The organism is Exiguobacterium sp. s91 (assembly GCF_018618915.1).
In the GTDB taxonomy this organism is placed as follows: domain Bacteria; phylum Bacillota; class Bacilli; order Exiguobacteriales; family Exiguobacteriaceae; genus Exiguobacterium_A; species Exiguobacterium_A abrahamii.
In genome coordinates this window covers 406,786-422,900 of sequence record NZ_JACSMZ010000001.1, presented here as the reverse complement: position 1 = coordinate 422,900, position 16,115 = coordinate 406,786, and the positions used below count along the sequence as shown (strand labels likewise).

General features: G+C 48.6%; 18 protein-coding genes. 1 reads left to right on the top strand and 17 read right to left on the bottom strand.

Annotation, left to right across the window (positions count from 1 at the left end; genetic code table 11):
• Positions 1-8 precede the first annotated feature (8 nt).
• The 10 genes from KNQ06_RS02080 to KNQ06_RS02035 all read right to left on the bottom strand — a co-directional run bounded on the left by KNQ06_RS02080 (position 9) and on the right by KNQ06_RS02035 (position 7,998).
• Positions 9-749 carry an alpha/beta hydrolase gene (locus KNQ06_RS02080; RefSeq protein WP_023469200.1) on the bottom strand — a complete coding sequence of 247 codons (741 nt, stop codon included), beginning with the start codon at positions 747-749 and terminating at the stop codon, positions 9-11.
• Positions 750-850: 101 nt separating this feature from the next.
• Positions 851-1,084, bottom strand: coding sequence for a preprotein translocase subunit SecG (secG, locus tag KNQ06_RS02075; protein WP_023469201.1), 234 nt, complete (start codon positions 1,082-1,084; stop codon positions 851-853).
• Between the two features lie 146 nt (positions 1,085-1,230).
• The gene (gene rbsB / locus KNQ06_RS02070) at positions 1,231-2,148 is read right to left on the bottom strand and encodes a ribose ABC transporter substrate-binding protein RbsB (protein ID WP_035396322.1); all 918 of its coding nucleotides are present in this window, start codon (positions 2,146-2,148) and stop codon (positions 1,231-1,233) included.
• A 27-nt stretch (positions 2,149-2,175) separates the two neighbouring features.
• Positions 2,176-3,144 carry a ribose ABC transporter permease gene (gene rbsC / locus KNQ06_RS02065; protein ID WP_050678685.1) on the bottom strand — a complete coding sequence of 323 codons (969 nt, stop codon included), beginning with the start codon at positions 3,142-3,144 and terminating at the stop codon, positions 2,176-2,178.
• Position 3,145: 1 nt separating this feature from the next.
• Complete coding sequence (locus tag KNQ06_RS02060) at positions 3,146-4,624, bottom strand: sugar ABC transporter ATP-binding protein (RefSeq protein WP_215147244.1); 1,479 nt, start codon at positions 4,622-4,624, stop codon at positions 3,146-3,148.
• A 12-nt stretch (positions 4,625-4,636) separates the two neighbouring features.
• On the bottom strand, positions 4,637-5,026 hold the full coding sequence (gene rbsD / locus KNQ06_RS02055; RefSeq protein ID WP_215147243.1) for a D-ribose pyranase: 390 nt from the start codon (positions 5,024-5,026) through the stop codon (positions 4,637-4,639).
• Positions 5,023-5,901: a ribokinase gene (rbsK, locus tag KNQ06_RS02050; RefSeq protein WP_215147241.1), complete on the bottom strand. Its 879-nt coding sequence runs from the start codon at positions 5,899-5,901 to the stop codon at positions 5,023-5,025. Before rbsK ends, rbsD begins: the two co-directional genes overlap by 4 nt.
• Positions 5,898-6,878 (bottom strand): LacI family DNA-binding transcriptional regulator, encoded by a 981-nt coding sequence (locus tag KNQ06_RS02045; RefSeq protein WP_215147239.1) that lies wholly within the window; start codon positions 6,876-6,878, stop codon positions 5,898-5,900. The genes rbsK and KNQ06_RS02045 overlap by 4 nt, the downstream gene beginning before the upstream one ends.
• Positions 6,879-7,075: 197 nt before the next feature.
• Positions 7,076-7,315, bottom strand: a complete 240-nt coding sequence (locus KNQ06_RS02040) for a hypothetical protein (RefSeq protein WP_215147238.1) — start codon at positions 7,313-7,315, stop codon at positions 7,076-7,078.
• Between the two features lie 329 nt (positions 7,316-7,644).
• On the bottom strand, positions 7,645-7,998 hold the full coding sequence (locus KNQ06_RS02035; protein WP_058264670.1) for a hypothetical protein: 354 nt from the start codon (positions 7,996-7,998) through the stop codon (positions 7,645-7,647).
• A 135-nt stretch (positions 7,999-8,133) separates the two neighbouring features.
• Between KNQ06_RS02035 and KNQ06_RS02030 the strand changes: the two genes are divergently transcribed.
• The gene (locus tag KNQ06_RS02030) at positions 8,134-8,454 is read left to right on the top strand and encodes a hypothetical protein (protein WP_023469210.1); all 321 of its coding nucleotides are present in this window, start codon (positions 8,134-8,136) and stop codon (positions 8,452-8,454) included.
• A 129-nt stretch (positions 8,455-8,583) separates the two neighbouring features.
• On the opposite strand, the gene KNQ06_RS02025 is transcribed toward KNQ06_RS02030, so the two are convergent.
• From KNQ06_RS02025 to gap, 7 genes are all read right to left on the bottom strand, one after another.
• The gene (locus KNQ06_RS02025) at positions 8,584-8,832 is read right to left on the bottom strand and encodes a hypothetical protein (RefSeq protein WP_230088506.1); all 249 of its coding nucleotides are present in this window, start codon (positions 8,830-8,832) and stop codon (positions 8,584-8,586) included.
• Positions 8,833-8,844: 12 nt separating this feature from the next.
• Positions 8,845-9,756: an acyl-ACP desaturase gene (locus KNQ06_RS02020; protein ID WP_215083695.1), complete on the bottom strand. Its 912-nt coding sequence runs from the start codon at positions 9,754-9,756 to the stop codon at positions 8,845-8,847.
• 322 nt (positions 9,757-10,078) lie between these two features.
• Positions 10,079-11,371 carry a phosphopyruvate hydratase gene (gene eno / locus KNQ06_RS02015; RefSeq protein ID WP_023469213.1) on the bottom strand — a complete coding sequence of 431 codons (1,293 nt, stop codon included), beginning with the start codon at positions 11,369-11,371 and terminating at the stop codon, positions 10,079-10,081.
• Positions 11,372-11,430: 59 nt separating this feature from the next.
• On the bottom strand, positions 11,431-12,978 hold the full coding sequence (gpmI, locus tag KNQ06_RS02010; RefSeq protein ID WP_133207684.1) for a 2,3-bisphosphoglycerate-independent phosphoglycerate mutase: 1,548 nt from the start codon (positions 12,976-12,978) through the stop codon (positions 11,431-11,433).
• Positions 12,979-13,731 carry a triose-phosphate isomerase gene (gene tpiA, locus KNQ06_RS02005; RefSeq protein WP_023469215.1) on the bottom strand — a complete coding sequence of 251 codons (753 nt, stop codon included), beginning with the start codon at positions 13,729-13,731 and terminating at the stop codon, positions 12,979-12,981.
• 27 nt (positions 13,732-13,758) lie between these two features.
• Positions 13,759-14,943 carry a phosphoglycerate kinase gene (locus tag KNQ06_RS02000; RefSeq protein WP_035396304.1) on the bottom strand — a complete coding sequence of 395 codons (1,185 nt, stop codon included), beginning with the start codon at positions 14,941-14,943 and terminating at the stop codon, positions 13,759-13,761.
• A 121-nt stretch (positions 14,944-15,064) separates the two neighbouring features.
• The gene (gene gap, locus KNQ06_RS01995) at positions 15,065-16,072 is read right to left on the bottom strand and encodes a type I glyceraldehyde-3-phosphate dehydrogenase (protein ID WP_023469217.1); all 1,008 of its coding nucleotides are present in this window, start codon (positions 16,070-16,072) and stop codon (positions 15,065-15,067) included.
• Positions 16,073-16,115 lie beyond the last annotated feature (43 nt).

The window sequence follows — 16,115 nt, the reverse complement described above, 5'->3', positions numbered from 1 at the left end:
ACCTCCAGTTACTTGCTCCAGTTCAATGACTCCAGGAAGTCCAAGATGTCAGAGTGGAGCTGGTCTTTTTCTTTGTCGAGCGTAATGACGTGACCTGAGTTCTCATACCAGATCAGCTCTTTTTGGAAGGCACTGACTCCATCATGGATGATGTTCGCGGAGTCGGTGTTGATCATGTGATCGTTGCGCGCTTGGACGACAAGCGTCGGTGCGTAGACGTCCTCGAGCGAATCGCGTGTCTCGCGCAGCAGTTCCTGTAAGTCCTTCAAGGTCGGCATCGGTTCGAAGGACGCCATCTCGTGGTCGATCTCTTCTTGTGATTTGCCTTCTCGCTTCTTGAATTCTCGTGCGTACTCGGTGACTCCTGCATACATGACTTCTTCACTTTTGATGTAGGCGGGTGCACACATCGGGATGACCGCTTTGACCGGACGGTTCATCGATAACTTCAACGACATGACTCCACCGAGCGACAGTCCGCAAACGGCGATTTCGTCATAACCTTTATCGACAAGTTCCTGATATCCGGCAAGGACATCCTGCCACCAGTCGGCTGGCCCGGTCTTCGTCAGCTCTTCGGGTGGGGCAGCGTGCCCTTTATATTGTGGTGCGAGGGACGTATAGCCCTGCTTCTGTAAATAGCGACCGAGGATGCGGACATCCGCGCTCGATCCCGTGAATCCGTGCAATAGTAAAACGGCACGTGGGCCGGCTTCGAAAAAGAATGGTTTTGGTAAAGTGATTTTCATAAAATGATTCCCCCTCTAACTCTATACCCCATATCCGGAAAAAATGAATATCGAGAAATACAAAAAACGACAGCGCGATCATACGGCTGTCGTTTCAATGCTCACTTATAAAAAGCGACGAGTAACGCCAAGATGAAGAGTAATGCCCCTAAGATAGACGCCACACGATTTAGGACCGCATCCAAGCCACGAGCTTTTTGGCGACCAAATAATTGTTCTGCTCCACCCGTCAATGCTCCGAGTCCGGTCGTACGACCCGACATCAATAGAACGACGATGATGAGAAGAACGGAAACGACGATGAGGCCGACAAGAGCCACGTTATGAATGATCATCGATGATCCTCCTTCAGTAATATACGCTTCTTTCATTATAGAGAAAAACAAGTACGGGAACAAGGAATAGATTTAGGAACTTTTTCCTGCCTGCTCCACCTGACGAAAAGAGACACCTGAATCGTCGACTCAGGTGTCTCGTCTCCTTATTGTTTGATCAATTCGAGATCGACTGGGATGTTCTTCTCGACTGTTTCACCTTTTAAGTGCTTAATCGCTGTTTCGACACCCATCTTCCCGATCTCCGTCGGTTTTTGAGCGATCGTTCCTGCCATTTTTCCGTCTTTGACAGCTTTGACGGCATCATCCGTTGCATCGAAGCCGATGACTTTAACATCGTTCAGACCTGCTGCTTTTAATGCTTCAACCGCACCGAGTGCCATTTCATCGTTGTGCGCGAAGACGGCTTTGATGTCTTTGTTGTTCTGGAGGATGTTCTCCATGACCGACAAGCCTTTTGCCCGGTCGAAGTTTGCTGCTTGTTTTGCGACGACGTCAAGTTTACCGTCGACTGCTTCATGGAACCCTTTACCACGGTCGCGTGTTGCGGATGCTCCTGGAATTCCTTCGAGCTCCACGACTTTTGCTTTATCGCCGACGAGTTCGATCATGTACTCACCTGCTTGTTTCCCACCCGCGACATTATCTGACGCGATGTGTGCGACGACGTCGCCTGCTTCTGCGTTCCGGTCAACCGTGATGACGGGGATGTTTGCATCGTTTGCTGTTTGGACGGCTGCACCAACTGCTGCTGAATCCGTTGGGTTGATCAAAATGAGATCGACTTTCTTTTGAACCATGTCTTCGATATCGCTTGCTTGTTTTGCTGCATCATCTTGTGCATCTGCGACTTGAAGTGTTGCGCCTTGTGCTTTTGCTTCTTGTTCTGCCCCTTCTTTTAACGAGACGAAGAATGGGTTATTGAGGGTTGAAATCGAAAGACCGATCTTGAAGTCCTTCGTCTTCTTCTTCGTATCACCGTTGCTGCTGCCTGGCTGTTCCGTCGAACAGGCGGCTGCGAAGACCATTAATGCCATCATGACGACTGCAAGTAATTTTTTCATCTGTAAATCCTCCTTTTTGAGTGTGGGTTATGCTGCTTGTTTCCGATCCGCGAGTACCGCGAACAAAATGACCAAACCTTTGACGACGAGTTGGAAGAACGAGGAGACACCAAGCAAGTTGAGACCATTGTTCAGTGTTCCGATGATCAAGGCACCAATCAAGGTACCGACAATCCAGCCACGACCACCTGACAAGCTCGTCCCACCAAGGACGACTGCTGCGATGGCGTCGAGTTCGTACGATGTCCCCGCCGTCGGCTGTGCCGAGTTCAGACGAGACGTCAGGATGATTCCGGCAAGTGCTGCCATCAAGCCTGAGAGTGAGTAGATCATGATTTTGACTTTATTGACTTGAATCCCCATCAACTTCGCTGCTTCTTCATTGCCGCCGATCGCATACGTATAGCGACCGAACGTCGTCTTCTTCAAGATGAAGTAGAGAACCGCGAAGGCGATCAACATCGTTAGAACCGGTACCGGGAAGATCCAGAAGTAACCGCGTCCGAACAATTCGAACCAGCCACCTTGGCTTAGACCGGTGATCGGTTTCCCGTCCGTATAGACGAGCGTCAAGCCGCGGAAGATCGTCATCGTCGCAAGTGTCGCGATGAACGGTGCGACTTTTCCGAGTGAGATGACCATCCCGTTCAAGGCACCCATGACGGCTCCGACGATCAGACCAGCCAGAACAGCAATCAACGCTGACGTTCCATCCGTCATCAGACCCGCGACGAAGGCGGACGAGAGCGCGAGAATCGAGCCGACCGATAAATCAATCCCACCCGTCAGAATGACGAACGTCATTCCGAAGGCAATCAAGGCATTGATCGAGACTTGCCGTAAGATGTTAAATAGATTATTCAGTGTTAAAAAGTCCGGTTCCATGATCGAGACGACGAGGACGATCGCGAACAATCCTGCGAGTGGTCCAAGCTTTTGTCCGATCCCAAGACGTCTCGGTTTTGCTTCCGTTACCTTGCCTTGCATCAATTCCATATCATTGTCCTCCTGTCGCAAGTGTCATGATGCTTTCTTGCGTCGCTTCCTGTCGTGTCAACATGCCGCTCATCTTGCCTTCGCGCATGACGTAGACCCGGTCGCTCATCCCGAGAATCTCCGGGAGGTCCGAGCTGACCATGATGATCGCGACACCCGCCGCAGCGAGTTCGTTCATGATGAGGTAAATCTCTTTCTTCGCCCCGACGTCGACACCACGTGTCGGTTCGTCGAGTATCAAGACTTTTGGTTGTGTCCCGAGCCACTTTGCGAGGACGACCTTCTGTTGGTTCCCACCGGACAGTGACTTCGCCGGCTGGTCCATTGAGCTGTGGCGGACCGAGAGCGACTTCAAGTATCCTTCTGCAAAATCGCGTTCTGCCTGATCCTTAATGACACCGGATCTTGATAACGAACGAATCGTTGGCAACGTGATGTTCTCACGTAGTGAAAAGTCGAGGAACAAGCCTTCGCCTTTACGGTCCTCGGTCAAAAAGCCGATGCCTTGGCGGATCGCATCATACGGTGTCTTGATCTTCAGCGACTGTCCGTTCAGTTCGATCGTCCCATCTTTCAGGCGATCGACCCCGAACAATCCGCGCATGACTTCCGTCCGCCCCGCACCCATCAAACCAGAGAAGCCGATAATTTCGCCTGCTTTGACGGAGAACGAGACATCGTCGAACCGTTTTCCGCTCGCCTGTTTGACCTCAAGAACAGTTGCACCGATCGACACATCACGGTCCGGATACCGTTCACCCATCTCACGACCGACCATCTCTCGGACGATCTGTTCGAACGATGTCTCGGGAATCGCGTGCGTCGAGACGGAGATCCCGTCCCGTAAGACCGTGATTCGGTCACAAAGCTCGAAGATTTCCTCCATCCGGTGTGAGATATAGACGATTGAGACACCTTGGTTGCGAAGTGCCGTCGCGACGCTAAATAAGGCGCGAATTTCCCGCTCTGTCAGTGCCGCTGTCGGTTCATCCATGATGATGACCTTCGCGTCCGTCATTAGAGCTTTTGCGATCTCGATCATCTGTTGTTGACCGACCGATAACGTCCGGGCAAGTTGATCGACATCCATGAAGACGTTCAATTCCGCGAGTTCACGTTCTGCCTGCCGCTTCATCTCTCCTTGCTTGAGAATCCCGAAGCGTGACTTCAGCTCCCGTCCGAGGAACAAGTTCTCCGTCACCGTCAAATCCGGGAGGATGTTCAGCTCCTGGTGGATGAAGGCGATCCCCGCCTCTTCGGCAAGCTTCGGATTCTTATATTCGACGTCCTGTCCATCGACGCGGATCGTACCTGCGTCTGCTTTATGGACACCGGTCAAAATCTTCATCAGCGTCGATTTCCCGGCACCGTTCTCTCCCATCAAGGCATGAATCTCACCCGCAGCGAGTTCGAAATCGACACCTTTCAGGACGGGAACAGGACCGAATGCTTTTTTGATACCTGTCATCTCGATACGCATCGCATGACCCCCTTAAAAGATTACGCCGGAATGGAAGATGACATTTGCGTACGGTGTCGCTTCTCCGGTCCGGATGATGACCTTCGCCTGCTGTGTCTGTTTCTTGAATTCTTCATGCGAGACGAACGTCGTTTCGATCTGCATGGCTTCTAGTTGCTCGAGGACGTCCGGATTCGCTTCCTTGATCTCTGTTGCCAGTGTCAGCTGTTCAATCGCCATGTCACTGGCGACGACACGGACGACGTCGAGGAATGATGGTGTACCGAGCTCCAGTGCTAAATCAATTCGGGCGACTCCGTCTGGAATCGGTAAGCCGCAATCGGCGATGACGATCGTATCGGTATGACCGAGATCAGTCAGGACTTTGCTGATATGACTGTTTAAGATACCGTGCTTCTTCATGCGTCTCCCTCCATCTGTTTCCGTGTCGGCATGCCGCCTTGAGCGCCGAGCGCACGAATGGATAAGCCGGCTGCCCGGTTCGCGAAACGAATTGCCTCAACGAGCGGTTGTCCTTCCGTTAACGCGACGGCTAAGGCACCGTTGAACGTATCCCCTGCTCCTGTCGTATCGACGACGGTCGTCTCGATTGCTGGAATCGTCACGATCGACTCACCATCGTAGAAGCGTGCCCCACGACTGCCTTCGGTCACAATCAGTTTATTCGGGTATTCCATGAGCCAATGTTCGATCGGCTGGTCTTGTCCGAAGATCAAACCACATTCATGTTCGTTTGGCGTTAAGTACGTGACGTGTTCAATCAATTCCGGACTGAGTGACATCGCCGGTGCTGGATTCAAGACGACTGGAATGCCGACTGCATGTGCTTCGCGAGCAACGGTCTCTACCGTTTCAATTGGAATCTCGAGCTGGAGTAAGATGATTTCACTATCTGCAAGAATCGGTGCGAGTGTGTCATCTGCAAATTGCACATGTTGATTGGCAGATTGAACAACAACGATCGAATTGTCGCCTTCAGCGAGCGTAATATGTGCCGTTCCCGTCCGTTCGCCTTCAATCGTTTGTAAGTGTGTCGTCTGTACCCCTTGCCTTTTGAAGTTTTCGCGGATCGCTTCACCGTTTGCGTCACTGCCAACGCAACCAATCATTTCGACGGTACTGCCGAGACGCGCGACTGCCACCGCTTGGTTCGCACCCTTTCCGCCCGGTACGGTATGAAAGGCATCCCCGATGACCGTTTCGCCTGCACTTGGACGGCGTTTACTTTCGACGACGAGATCCATCGAGATACTGCCGATGACACTGATTTGTTTCATACTTCCTCATCCTTCCGTTTCGTCGTTTCCCGTTCGATGATCTCAACCGTCAACTCATGATGAACGGCGGCAATCGGTGTGCCTTCGATCCGCTGAATCAAGAGTTTCGCCGCTAGCTCCCCCATTTGATAGATTGGCTGCGCAATCGTCGTCAACGGTGGTGAAATCATTTGTCCGAGTTCGATCCCGTCATAGCCGATCACTTGTAGCTCGTCCGGAATCGTGATCCCGCGTTCCGCAGCGACCTGCACCGTTGCTGCGGCAATGACATCACTCGCGGCAAAGATCCCGTTGCAATGATAGTGATCAAACAGATAATTCGCGGCATCGAGCGCCCCTTGAAAGTGGAACGGTGACTCGATGCTTGCGACGAGGTGGGTTCCGGCGACTTCCTCAAAGCCGTCTCGTCGTTTCTTGATCGTCGGGAGTTTCGATGGCCCGCTGATGACGGCCAGTTCCGTCGCACCAGATGCAAGTAAAAATGATGCTGCCTTCTTCCCGCCTTCGTATCCGTTTGAGGTCACCGTCGGAATCGCTCCTTGTAACACACGGTCTAACGCTACGACCGGCACTTCGAGTTCTTCATAGTTCGGATTGTTCGAGTAGTTCGTCGTGATGATCAATCCGTCGACATGCATCGCCTCGAGTGACTTGATATATTCGCGTTCTTTCTGAAACTGTTCGTCTGTGTTACACAAAATGACCTGAAAACCATGTTGATGTGCCATATCTTCCACAGCCCGTGCGAGTTGTGGGAAGAATGGGTTCGTGATGTCTGGAACGATCAAACCGATCAATCCGGATCGTTTTTGGAACAACGATCGTGCGACCCGGTTCGGTCGATAATCCAATTGTTTGATTGCCTGAAGCACCGCCTTACGCGATTTCTCACTAACATAACCCTTTTCGTTCATGACGCGTGAGACCGTCGCGACGGAGACATGTGCCGCTTTCGCTACTTCCCGGATGGTCGACATGTTTCGCCACCTCTTTCTTTTGATAACGCTTACAAGAATCATCATATTGTGTAACCGGTTACACATCAATCTTTTTTATATAAAATATATTTTATTTTTTTTGAACTCGTAGATTGGACCATAAAAAAGAAGCCTGACGCGGCATCAGACTTACGGTAATTCCGTATAATCATGCACTTGAACGTTCTGAATCATCCTTAAATAAAGACGATCAGCGAGAGACCAATCAGAATATTAATGAATCCTAACCCATCCGTCGCTTTTGTGTATAACGATGGTTTATCTTTTTTTGCGCTATCGTTTAGATACATCAATGTCACGGCAATAACAGTCGTGATGCCCAGAGGTGCATTTAAAAAACTATCGGAATACGTAAATAAGTTATTAGTAATATAGAGACTATTTAAGACAGATAAACCAAACAACACTTTATGCACGAAACTCACTCCTATAATCATCAGGATCTTACGAAACCAACTAAGATCTGATTTCGCTCTCCCTCTATTATAGAATATTCTTCCAGTTACTCTCCCTTACACTATTGAAAGAAAGTATTTGGATGCATACGCAAATACACCGCAAGACAGCGTCACGCCATCTTACGGTGTATTTCTTGTCCTCTCAGTAGCACGTTAGGTTAGATTGTTGATTTCCGAAAAAGACGGAAACTCCTGCGGGAAGAGCGCAATAGGCAAGACCCCACAGGAGCACACACGACAAGGAGACTTGCCTTCCGTCCGCGGAAAGCGACGTCTTGGGCGGAAAATCAATGAATATCTTCGCTTTGATTCTTTTTATTTTTCTTCTCTGTATACAAACGTCGAATCAAAGCAACAACGAACGCAATGATTGCTAGCGGCTCAAACAAATAAATCAATAGGAACGTGACATCGATGACGGCATCCTCCGGATTATAACGGATGATATAGAGCGCACCGGGTAAGATGGCAATCAGTCCGCCAATTCCGAGTGCCGTTCCCAAAATCAGACTCTGACGTGAAAACCGGCTCGTGATTTGATACAAACCGATGAATAGTATGAGTTCCGTAAAATAGATGAGGCGCAACGGGATGTCACCAATCGACGTATCAAGCCCTAAAAACAAAAACCGAAATAGCATGTCGATTCCCCCTTCCCTCTAGTTCTACCCCGAACAGCGTCCTCGTAATGCTGGATTTCCAGTTTCCCTGCATATCCTCGCTTCAATTAGGGAATAGCTAGAGAGTTACAGTCACATACAGAGAGTTGGGATCGGATGAAAGAAGAACACTCGATGAGGGTCGTCAGTTGTCTGAATGATTATTTCGAACGTCATCAGCAACCCCTTCAGGTCGATCTCTTACGAGGTCTACCACCTATCGTGCTATTGTTGCGCGATGACGCGAAACGTGCCTTTCCGAAGGAAGCGAACTTGCACGATGAACTGTTACAAGACATCAAACGTTTGATTCAGGAATGTTTGGATCCCGATACACTACGCGAATTGGGAATCGATGTCGATCTCCCGGACTTTTTCGTGACCCGTGCACCGCTTCATTCTGCTCATCATTATCTCGTTACATTCATCGAAGACTGACTTCATGTTAAAAGCAGCTATTTCTTCTTTCACAAAATATGTGAAGCAAGAGATAACTGCTTTTTTAAATATAACAAAAAACCGATAGAGCCGAAGCCCTAACGGTTTTATTTCTATGAAGAAGACGACTTAATTCTCAACCTCAAGAATCGCTTCGATTTCAGCTTCTACTTCTTTGTTGACCATTTGCGAACGTTTTTTACGTAATTCGAGATCCATCTCCTGATCGATGAACTGATTCGTATGCTTGTCGAAGCAATCAAAACAGATTGGATAAAAATCTTTTGCTTCTTTGTTCAATGAGTTGAATTCCCACGTGTCGAGTTCCAAGTAACTGACTTGGTTGTTCGTTTCAGTTCCACAGATTTCACACTTCATCTTCATTCCCCCTTACGCGTCAAGCTTCGCTTTTTCGAGTTGGCGTTCCTGACGTTCCTTGATGCGCTTCAAACGTCCGTGATACTTCATGATGTTCGCTTGAGATTGTTTCGCTTCGTCAGTTGTCGGTTCTAAATCGGCGATGCCCCAGAATTTGACGACGACGTCTAATACTTGGTCGAAGTATTGGAGTGGTCCATAGTTCGTATCGACGGCAATCGTCTTCATGCGTTCCGTGAAGTCCGGCATGACAGCACCTGGCATCGAGAAGTTGATGATGACGTCTTCGAAGAAGACGATGAAGTTCGGGTCAAGCTCTAGGTGTGCTTTGACCGTGTCACGATAGAACGCATAATGGAGCGCTTCGTCCTTCGCTAGACGACGGAGTAGCGTTGCTAAGTCCTTGTCGTGCGCCCCTGCGATTTTCGCGACATTGTTATAAAAGACGAGTGTCGCTAACTCTTGCAGTGACGTATATGCCATTGTCGCTAACGGATTCGTGAAGTCTGGGAACCAGCCGTTTTCAACGACGCGTCTTCTTAATTGATGAAGTCGCGTTGGATTGACGTTTCGCGTGACGAGTAAATACGTCTCGAGTAAGTTCGAGTGCTGATCTTCTTCTGCTGTCCATGTCCGAACGAAGTCATTGATGACTTCCATCGAGTTCTTGAATGTATAGTCTAAGTGCGACGTGTACCACGGTAGGTTGACTTCTGTCAGTAATGCCGTCTCGATTGCGACGATGACACCTTCCGGAAGCGTGACTTGGCTTTCGTCCCAAGGAACGCGTTTGAACGACATCGCCTTATCCCACGGAATGAACTCGTGGTAGCTCCAGTCAATATTAGCTGAACGCTCCTTGTGTAGTCGATATAACTCTTGAATGCGTGGTTCTAAACGGATATCTAAATCTGAATTTAGCATGATCGTATCTCCTTTAGACGTATTTGTCATCTTCATCGAGCAAGATGTAATTAATGCCTATAACTATTTAATTTGCACTTATTTATGAGTATAACATTTTAGTCATCTACTAGGATGAATTTAATTTGCACTTATTTATGAGTATAACATTTTAGTCATCTACTAGGATGAATCAATTTTTTGACAGTTCAATATAGTTTTGATGACAAAAGCGACTTTTTGGTTTGACATTGCTTGATATACAAAAAACCTCCTATCCGCGTGTACGTATCACACGAATAGGAGGTTTTCCTTATAGCTTGTTCAAACGATCAACCTGAAATTACTTCTTGAGGTTGTAGAATGATTTGATTCCGTCGTAGACAGCAACGTCTGAAAGCATGTCTTCGATGCGGAGAAGTTGGTTGTATTTCGCGATACGGTCTGTACGTGAAAGTGAACCAGTTTTGATTTGACCAGCGTTTGTCGCAACAGCGATGTCAGCGATCGTTGAATCTTCAGTTTCACCAGAACGGTGAGAAACGACAGCTGTGTAACCAGCTTTTTTAGCCATTTCGATTGCGTCGAATGTTTCAGTCAACGTACCGATTTGGTTAACTTTGATGAGGATCGAGTTAGCGATGCCTTTTTCGATACCTTCAGCAAGTTTCTCAGTGTTCGTTACGAACAAGTCATCCCCAACGAGTTGGACTTTGTGTCCGATACGATCTGTAAGAAGTTTGTGACCATCCCAGTCGTTTTCGTCACAGCCATCTTCGATTGAGATGATTGGGTATTTGTCAACGAGTTGTGCGTAGAATTCAACAAGCTCTTCTGTTGAGAGGACTTTGCCTTCGCCAGCGAGGTTGTATGTTCCAGCTGCTTTATCGTAGAACTCAGAAGAAGCGACGTCCATTGCAAGGTAAACATCTTCGCCTGCTTTGTAGCCAGCTTTTTCGATTGCTTCAAGGATAACTGTGATTGCTTCTTCGTTTGATTTCAAGTTTGGAGCGAATCCACCCTCGTCACCAACTGCTGTGTTAAGACCCATTCCGCTAAGAACTGATTTCAACGCGTGGAAGATTTCAGCACCCATACGAAGTGCTTCTTTGAATGTTGGAGCACCGACAGGCATGATCATGAACTCTTGGAAGTCCACGTTGTTGTCTGCGTGTGATCCACCGTTGATGATGTTCATCATTGGTGTTGGTAATGTTTTCGCGTTGAATCCACCGAGGTATGTGTAAAGTGGAAGACCAAGCTCATCAGCAGCAGCACGTGCAGCAGCCATAGAAACACCAAGGATTGCGTTAGCACCGAAGTTACCTTTGTTTTTCGTACCGTCGAGATCGATCATCTTTTTGTCGATTCCAGCTTGGTCGAAGACATCGTAACCGATGATTTCTGGTGCGATTTTTTCGTTGACGTTGTCAACAGCTTTCAAAACACCTTTTCCGAGGTAACGTGCTTTGTCGCCATCACGGAGTTCGACTGCTTCGTGCTCACCAGTTGATGCACCTGATGGTACGAGTGCGCGACCGAAACCGCCATCTTCTGTATAAACTTCTACTTCTACTGTTGGGTTACCGCGTGAATCAAGAATCTCGCGTGCGTAAATCTCTGTAATCATTGACATTTAAATTCGCTCCTTTTGTGTGTAAGAAATATGTGGTGTAGCTACTTCGATCGACGGGATTATTTCTTCAATACGATCGATTTACCAGTCATCTCTGCTGGTTGGTCCGCTCCGAGAAGATCAAGGACCGTTGGTGCGAGATCAGCGAGTGCACCTGTGAGTGGTTCAAGGAGTTCAACGTCCTCGACCGTCACGATACATGGAACGGGTTCTGTCGTATGCGCCGTCATCTTACTGCCGTCCGCATTGAGGACTTTATCCGCGTTCCCGTGGTCAGCCGTGATGACTGCCGCGCCGCCTTTGCTGAGAATCAAGTCAACGACTTTCCCAAGACACTCATCGACAGCTTCGATCGCCTTTTTCGTCGGCTCGAGCATACCCGAGTGACCGACCATATCCGGGTTAGCGAAGTTGAGGATGATCGCGTCGTGTTTGTCCGAGTTGATTGCGTCGACGAGGGCATCTGTGACTTCATAGACGCTCATCTCCGGTTTCAAGTCGTATGTCGCGACTTTTGGTGAAGGGATCAAGATCCGATCTTCCCCTTCGTATGGTTCTTCACGTTGTCCGTTGAAGAAGAACGTGACGTGCGGATACTTTTCCGTTTCCGCGATGCGTAGCTGTTTGAGACCTTGTTTTGACAATGTCTCACCAAGCGTGTTCTTGATGTCTTCAGGTGGGAAGACGATGTCCGTATCAATCGCATCCGAGTACTTCGTCATTGAGACGAGTAGCAGGTTCTTCGGTGCGTTGTCCGGAATTTCGAAACCGTTGAAGCCACCTTTTTCTTTGTAGACTTTCGAAAGCTGAATCGCACGGTCAGGACGATAGTTGAAGAACACGATCGCATCGTTATCGTGGATCGGTGCGACTGGCGTACCGTCTTCCTGCACGACAACAGTTGGTTCGATGAACTCATCCGTTACGTCTTGTTTGTACGAAGCTTCAACCATGCCGATTGGATCCTTCGTCGTTGGACCTTCACCGAACGTGATGACGTCATAGACTTTCTTGACGCGTTCCCAACGGTTATCGCGATCCATCGCATAATAGCGACCAGAGATACTCGCGAATTGTCCAACATTCAATTCATCCATCTTCGCTTGCGCGTCACGGAGGAAACCAGCGCCCGATTGTGGGTCGCAGTCACGACCGTCCGTGAAAGCATGGAGGTAGACTTTTTCGATTTCGTGAAGTTTCGCGAATTCGAGCACCGCATACAAGTGGTTGATGTGACTGTGGATCCCACCGTCAGAGACCAAACCGAAGATATGAAGCGCTGAACCGTATTTCTTCACGTGACCTGCCGCATCGTTCATCGCTTGACGCGAGAAGAACGAGCGATCCTTGACCGCGTTGTTGATTCGGGATAGCGATTGATAGACGACGCGACCTGCACCGATGTTGAGGTGACCCACTTCTGAGTTCCCCATTTGACCTTCAGGCAAACCGACGTATTCGCCTTTCGCATTCAACAACGTATGCGGGTATTGACCCCAGTAACGGTCGAAGTTCGGTTTGTTTGCCGCCGTAACGGCATTTCCGAACTCCTCGTCACGCATACCAAAACCATCAAGGATGATCAGTGCGACTGGACGTTTTTTCATTTAAATCGCCTCCAACAGTTTGAGGAACGATCCTGTCTCAAGACTTGCACCGCCGACGAGCGCGCCGTCGATGTCTGGTTGAGCCATATATTCTTTGATGTTTTCCGGTTTGACGCTACCACCGTATTGGATGCGGACAGCTTCTGCTGCTTCAGCACCGAATTCAGCTGCAACGACGTCACGGACGAATTTACAAGAATCTTGTGCATCTTGTTCTGTCGCTGATTTACCTGTTCCGATTGCCCAGACAGGCTCGTAAGCGACGACGAGATTTTTCACTTGGTCGACAGTAAGGCCTTTGAGGCTGTTTGCTGTCTGTTCGCGGATGACGTCTTCGAACTTGCCGCCTTCACGCTCTTCCAGTGTTTCACCTACACAAACGATTGGAACGAGACCGTGCTCGAACGCTTTTTTCGCTTTGCTGTTGATGAACGCATCTGTTTCGCCGAAGTACTCACGACGCTCAGAGTGACCGAGGATGACGTACGTCACGTCGAGTTCTTTGAGCATGAGCGGGCTGATTTCACCAGTGAACGCACCGCTCTCTTTGTCGTACATGTTTTGAGCACCGATCTTAAGATCCGTACCAGCTGCTGCTTCTGTCAAGTGTGCCAAGAATACTGCTGGCGCACACACAGCTGCGTCGACTGTCGTCGAAGCAGGTACAGCTCCTTTGACTTCCTCAACGAATGCGACTGCATCCTTGAGCGTCAGATTCATCTTCCAGTTACCTGCGATAATTGGTTTACGCATTGAGAAACACTCCCTTGTGAACTTAGATTACTTGTCGTTTAGCGCTTCGACACCAGGAAGAGCTTTCCCTTCCATGAATTCGAGACTTGCTCCACCACCTGTAGAGATGTGGCTCATTTTGTCAGCAAGACCGAATTTCTCTGCCGCAGCAGCTGAGTCGCCACCGCCGATGATTGAGTACGCATCGCTGTCCGCAAGAGCTTGCGCGACACCTTTTGTACCGTTTGCGTATTTATCGAGTTCGAATACGCCCATCGGTCCGTTCCAGACGACGAGTTTCGAGTTCTTGATTGCCTCTGCATAGAGTTCAACCGTTTTTGGACCGATATCAAGTGACATGTGATCTGCTGGGATCTCTGTGATGTCACGTGGTCCGACATATGTTTCTTCTCCGAATTCCTTCGTGATGACACAGTCGATTGGCATAAGGAACTTAACGCCTTTTTCTTCTGCTTTCTTCATGAATTCCTTCGCTTGGTCGATTTTGTCGACCTCAAGAAGTGAAGTACCGACTTCGATACCACGAGCTGTGAGGAACGTGTACGATAAGCCGCCACCGATGATCAACGTATCGACGATGTCGAGTAAGTGATCGATGACACCGATTTTATCCGCAACTTTCGAACCACCGATGATTGCCGTGAACGGGCGATCTGGGTTAGAAAGAGCTTTACCGAGAACTTGAAGTTCTTTTTCGATGAGAAGACCGGCAACTGCTGTGTCGACATGGTGTGCGATACCTTCTGTCGATGCGTGTGCACGGTGTGCTGCGCCGAACGCGTCGTTGACGAAGACGTCAGCGAGTTTCGCGAATCCTTTAGCGAGCTCTTCGTCGTTTTTCGTTTCACCAGGGTAGAAGCGGACGTTCTCTAAGACGACGACATCGCCGTTTTCGAGTTTGCTGACTGCTTCTTCTGCAACTGGACCGTATGCTTCTTCAACGAGCTTGATGTCTTTACCAAGCAATTCGCTGAGGCGTGCTACGACTGGTGCAAGTGAGAACTCAGGGTTCTTTTCGCCTTTTGGACGACCCATGTGGCTAGCGAGAATGACTTTTGCTCCACCGTCGATCAAGTGTTTGATCGTTGGGAGTGCAGCACGGATCCGTGTGTCATCCGTGATTTTACCGTCTTCCAACGGTACGTTGAAATCTACGCGTGTAAATACGCGTTTTCCTTGTACATCGATGTCGCGAATCGATTTCTTATTCATACATTCGTCCTCCGTCTCTTACGTATAGTGAGGGGCGAATGCCCCTCCCGCTTTTTTCCGCAATAAGAGCGGAGACTGATATCGTTTCCGCTCTTATTCAATTGCTATTTAATTGCTCGAATTACTTAGCGATTTCTGCGAAGTGTTTGAGTGTACGAACGAGTTGGCTAGTGTAAGACATTTCGTTGTCATACCAAGCAACTGTTTTAACGAGTTGTTTGTCGCCGACTGTCATGACTTTAGTTTGTGTTGCATCGAAGAGTGATCCGTAAGAGATACCAACGATGTCAGAAGAAACGATTTCGTCTTCAGTGTAACCGTAAGACTCGTTAGCAGCTGCTTTCATTGCTGCGTTAACTTCTTCTACAGAAACTTTTTTGTCGAGTACAGTTACGAGCTCAGTGAGTGAACCTGTAGCGACTGGTACACGTTGTGCAGATCCATCAAGTTTACCTTGAAGTTCTGGAAGAACGAGACCGATTGCTTTTGCAGCACCAGTTGAGTTTGGAACGATGTTTGCTGCTGCCGCACGTGCACGACGGAAGTCACCTTTAGGGTGTGGAGCGTCGAGTGTGTTTTGGTCACCAGTGTAAGCGTGGATCGTAGTCATGAGACCTTCAACGATTCCGAACTGATCTTGGAGAACTTTAGCCATTGGCGCGAGACAGTTTGTAGTACATGAAGCACCAGAGATAACTGTTTCAGTTCCGTCAAGGATTTCGTGGTTCGTGTTGAAGACGACTGTTTTCATGTCGCCAGTTGCAGGTGCAGAGATAACGACTTTTTTAGCGCCAGCTTTCAAGTGAAGCTCAGCTTTTTCTTTGTCTGTGAAGAAACCAGTACATTCGAGAACGATGTCAACACCGAGCTCGCCCCATGGGAGTTCTTCTGGGTTGCGGTTAGCAAGTGTTTTGATTTCTTTACCGTTGACGAGGAAGTAACCGTCGTGTACTTCAACTTCGCCGTCGAAACGACCTTGAGTCGTATCATATTTGAGAAGGTGTGCAAGCATTTTAGTGTCTGTAAGGTCGTTGATCGCGACTACTTCGATTCCATCGAATTGAAGAATTTGACGAAGTGCCAAACGTCCGATACGTCCAAATCCGTTAATACCAACTTTTACTGCCATGATAATTTTCCTCCTTTTAATGTAAAGCGAGTTATCTATTATT

Excerpts from the sequence above, each read along its gene's own strand:
- KNQ06_RS02030 (WP_023469210.1), top strand. The coding sequence starts at position 8,134 with ATGAAAGAAGAACACTCGATGAGGGTCGTCAGTTGTCTGAATGATTAT.
- tpiA (WP_023469215.1), bottom strand. The coding sequence starts at position 13,731 with ATGCGTAAACCAATTATCGCAGGTAACTGGAAGATGAATCTGACGCTC.
- KNQ06_RS02080 (WP_023469200.1), bottom strand. The coding sequence starts at position 749 with ATGAAAATCACTTTACCAAAACCATTCTTTTTCGAAGCCGGCCCACGT.
- KNQ06_RS02020 (WP_215083695.1), bottom strand. The coding sequence starts at position 9,756 with ATGCTAAATTCAGATTTAGATATCCGTTTAGAACCACGCATTCAAGAG.
- KNQ06_RS02045 (WP_215147239.1), bottom strand. The coding sequence starts at position 6,878 with ATGTCGACCATCCGGGAAGTAGCGAAAGCGGCACATGTCTCCGTCGCG.
- rbsB (WP_035396322.1), bottom strand. The coding sequence starts at position 2,148 with ATGAAAAAATTACTTGCAGTCGTCATGATGGCATTAATGGTCTTCGCA.
- rbsK (WP_215147241.1), bottom strand. The coding sequence starts at position 5,901 with ATGAAACAAATCAGTGTCATCGGCAGTATCTCGATGGATCTCGTCGTC.
- rbsD (WP_215147243.1), bottom strand. The coding sequence starts at position 5,026 with ATGAAGAAGCACGGTATCTTAAACAGTCATATCAGCAAAGTCCTGACT.
- KNQ06_RS02060 (WP_215147244.1), bottom strand. The coding sequence starts at position 4,624 with ATGCGTATCGAGATGACAGGTATCAAAAAAGCATTCGGTCCTGTTCCC.
- rbsC (WP_050678685.1), bottom strand. The coding sequence starts at position 3,144 with ATGGAATTGATGCAAGGCAAGGTAACGGAAGCAAAACCGAGACGTCTT.
- KNQ06_RS02035 (WP_058264670.1), bottom strand. The coding sequence starts at position 7,998 with ATGCTATTTCGGTTTTTGTTTTTAGGGCTTGATACGTCGATTGGTGAC.
- eno (WP_023469213.1), bottom strand. The coding sequence starts at position 11,371 with ATGTCAATGATTACAGAGATTTACGCACGCGAGATTCTTGATTCACGC.
- gpmI (WP_133207684.1), bottom strand. The coding sequence starts at position 12,978 with ATGAAAAAACGTCCAGTCGCACTGATCATCCTTGATGGTTTTGGTATG.
- KNQ06_RS02000 (WP_035396304.1), bottom strand. The coding sequence starts at position 14,943 with ATGAATAAGAAATCGATTCGCGACATCGATGTACAAGGAAAACGCGTA.
- KNQ06_RS02025 (WP_230088506.1), bottom strand. The coding sequence starts at position 8,832 with ATGAAGTGTGAAATCTGTGGAACTGAAACGAACAACCAAGTCAGTTAC.
- secG (WP_023469201.1), bottom strand. The coding sequence starts at position 1,084 with ATGATCATTCATAACGTGGCTCTTGTCGGCCTCATCGTCGTTTCCGTT.
- gap (WP_023469217.1), bottom strand. The coding sequence starts at position 16,072 with ATGGCAGTAAAAGTTGGTATTAACGGATTTGGACGTATCGGACGTTTG.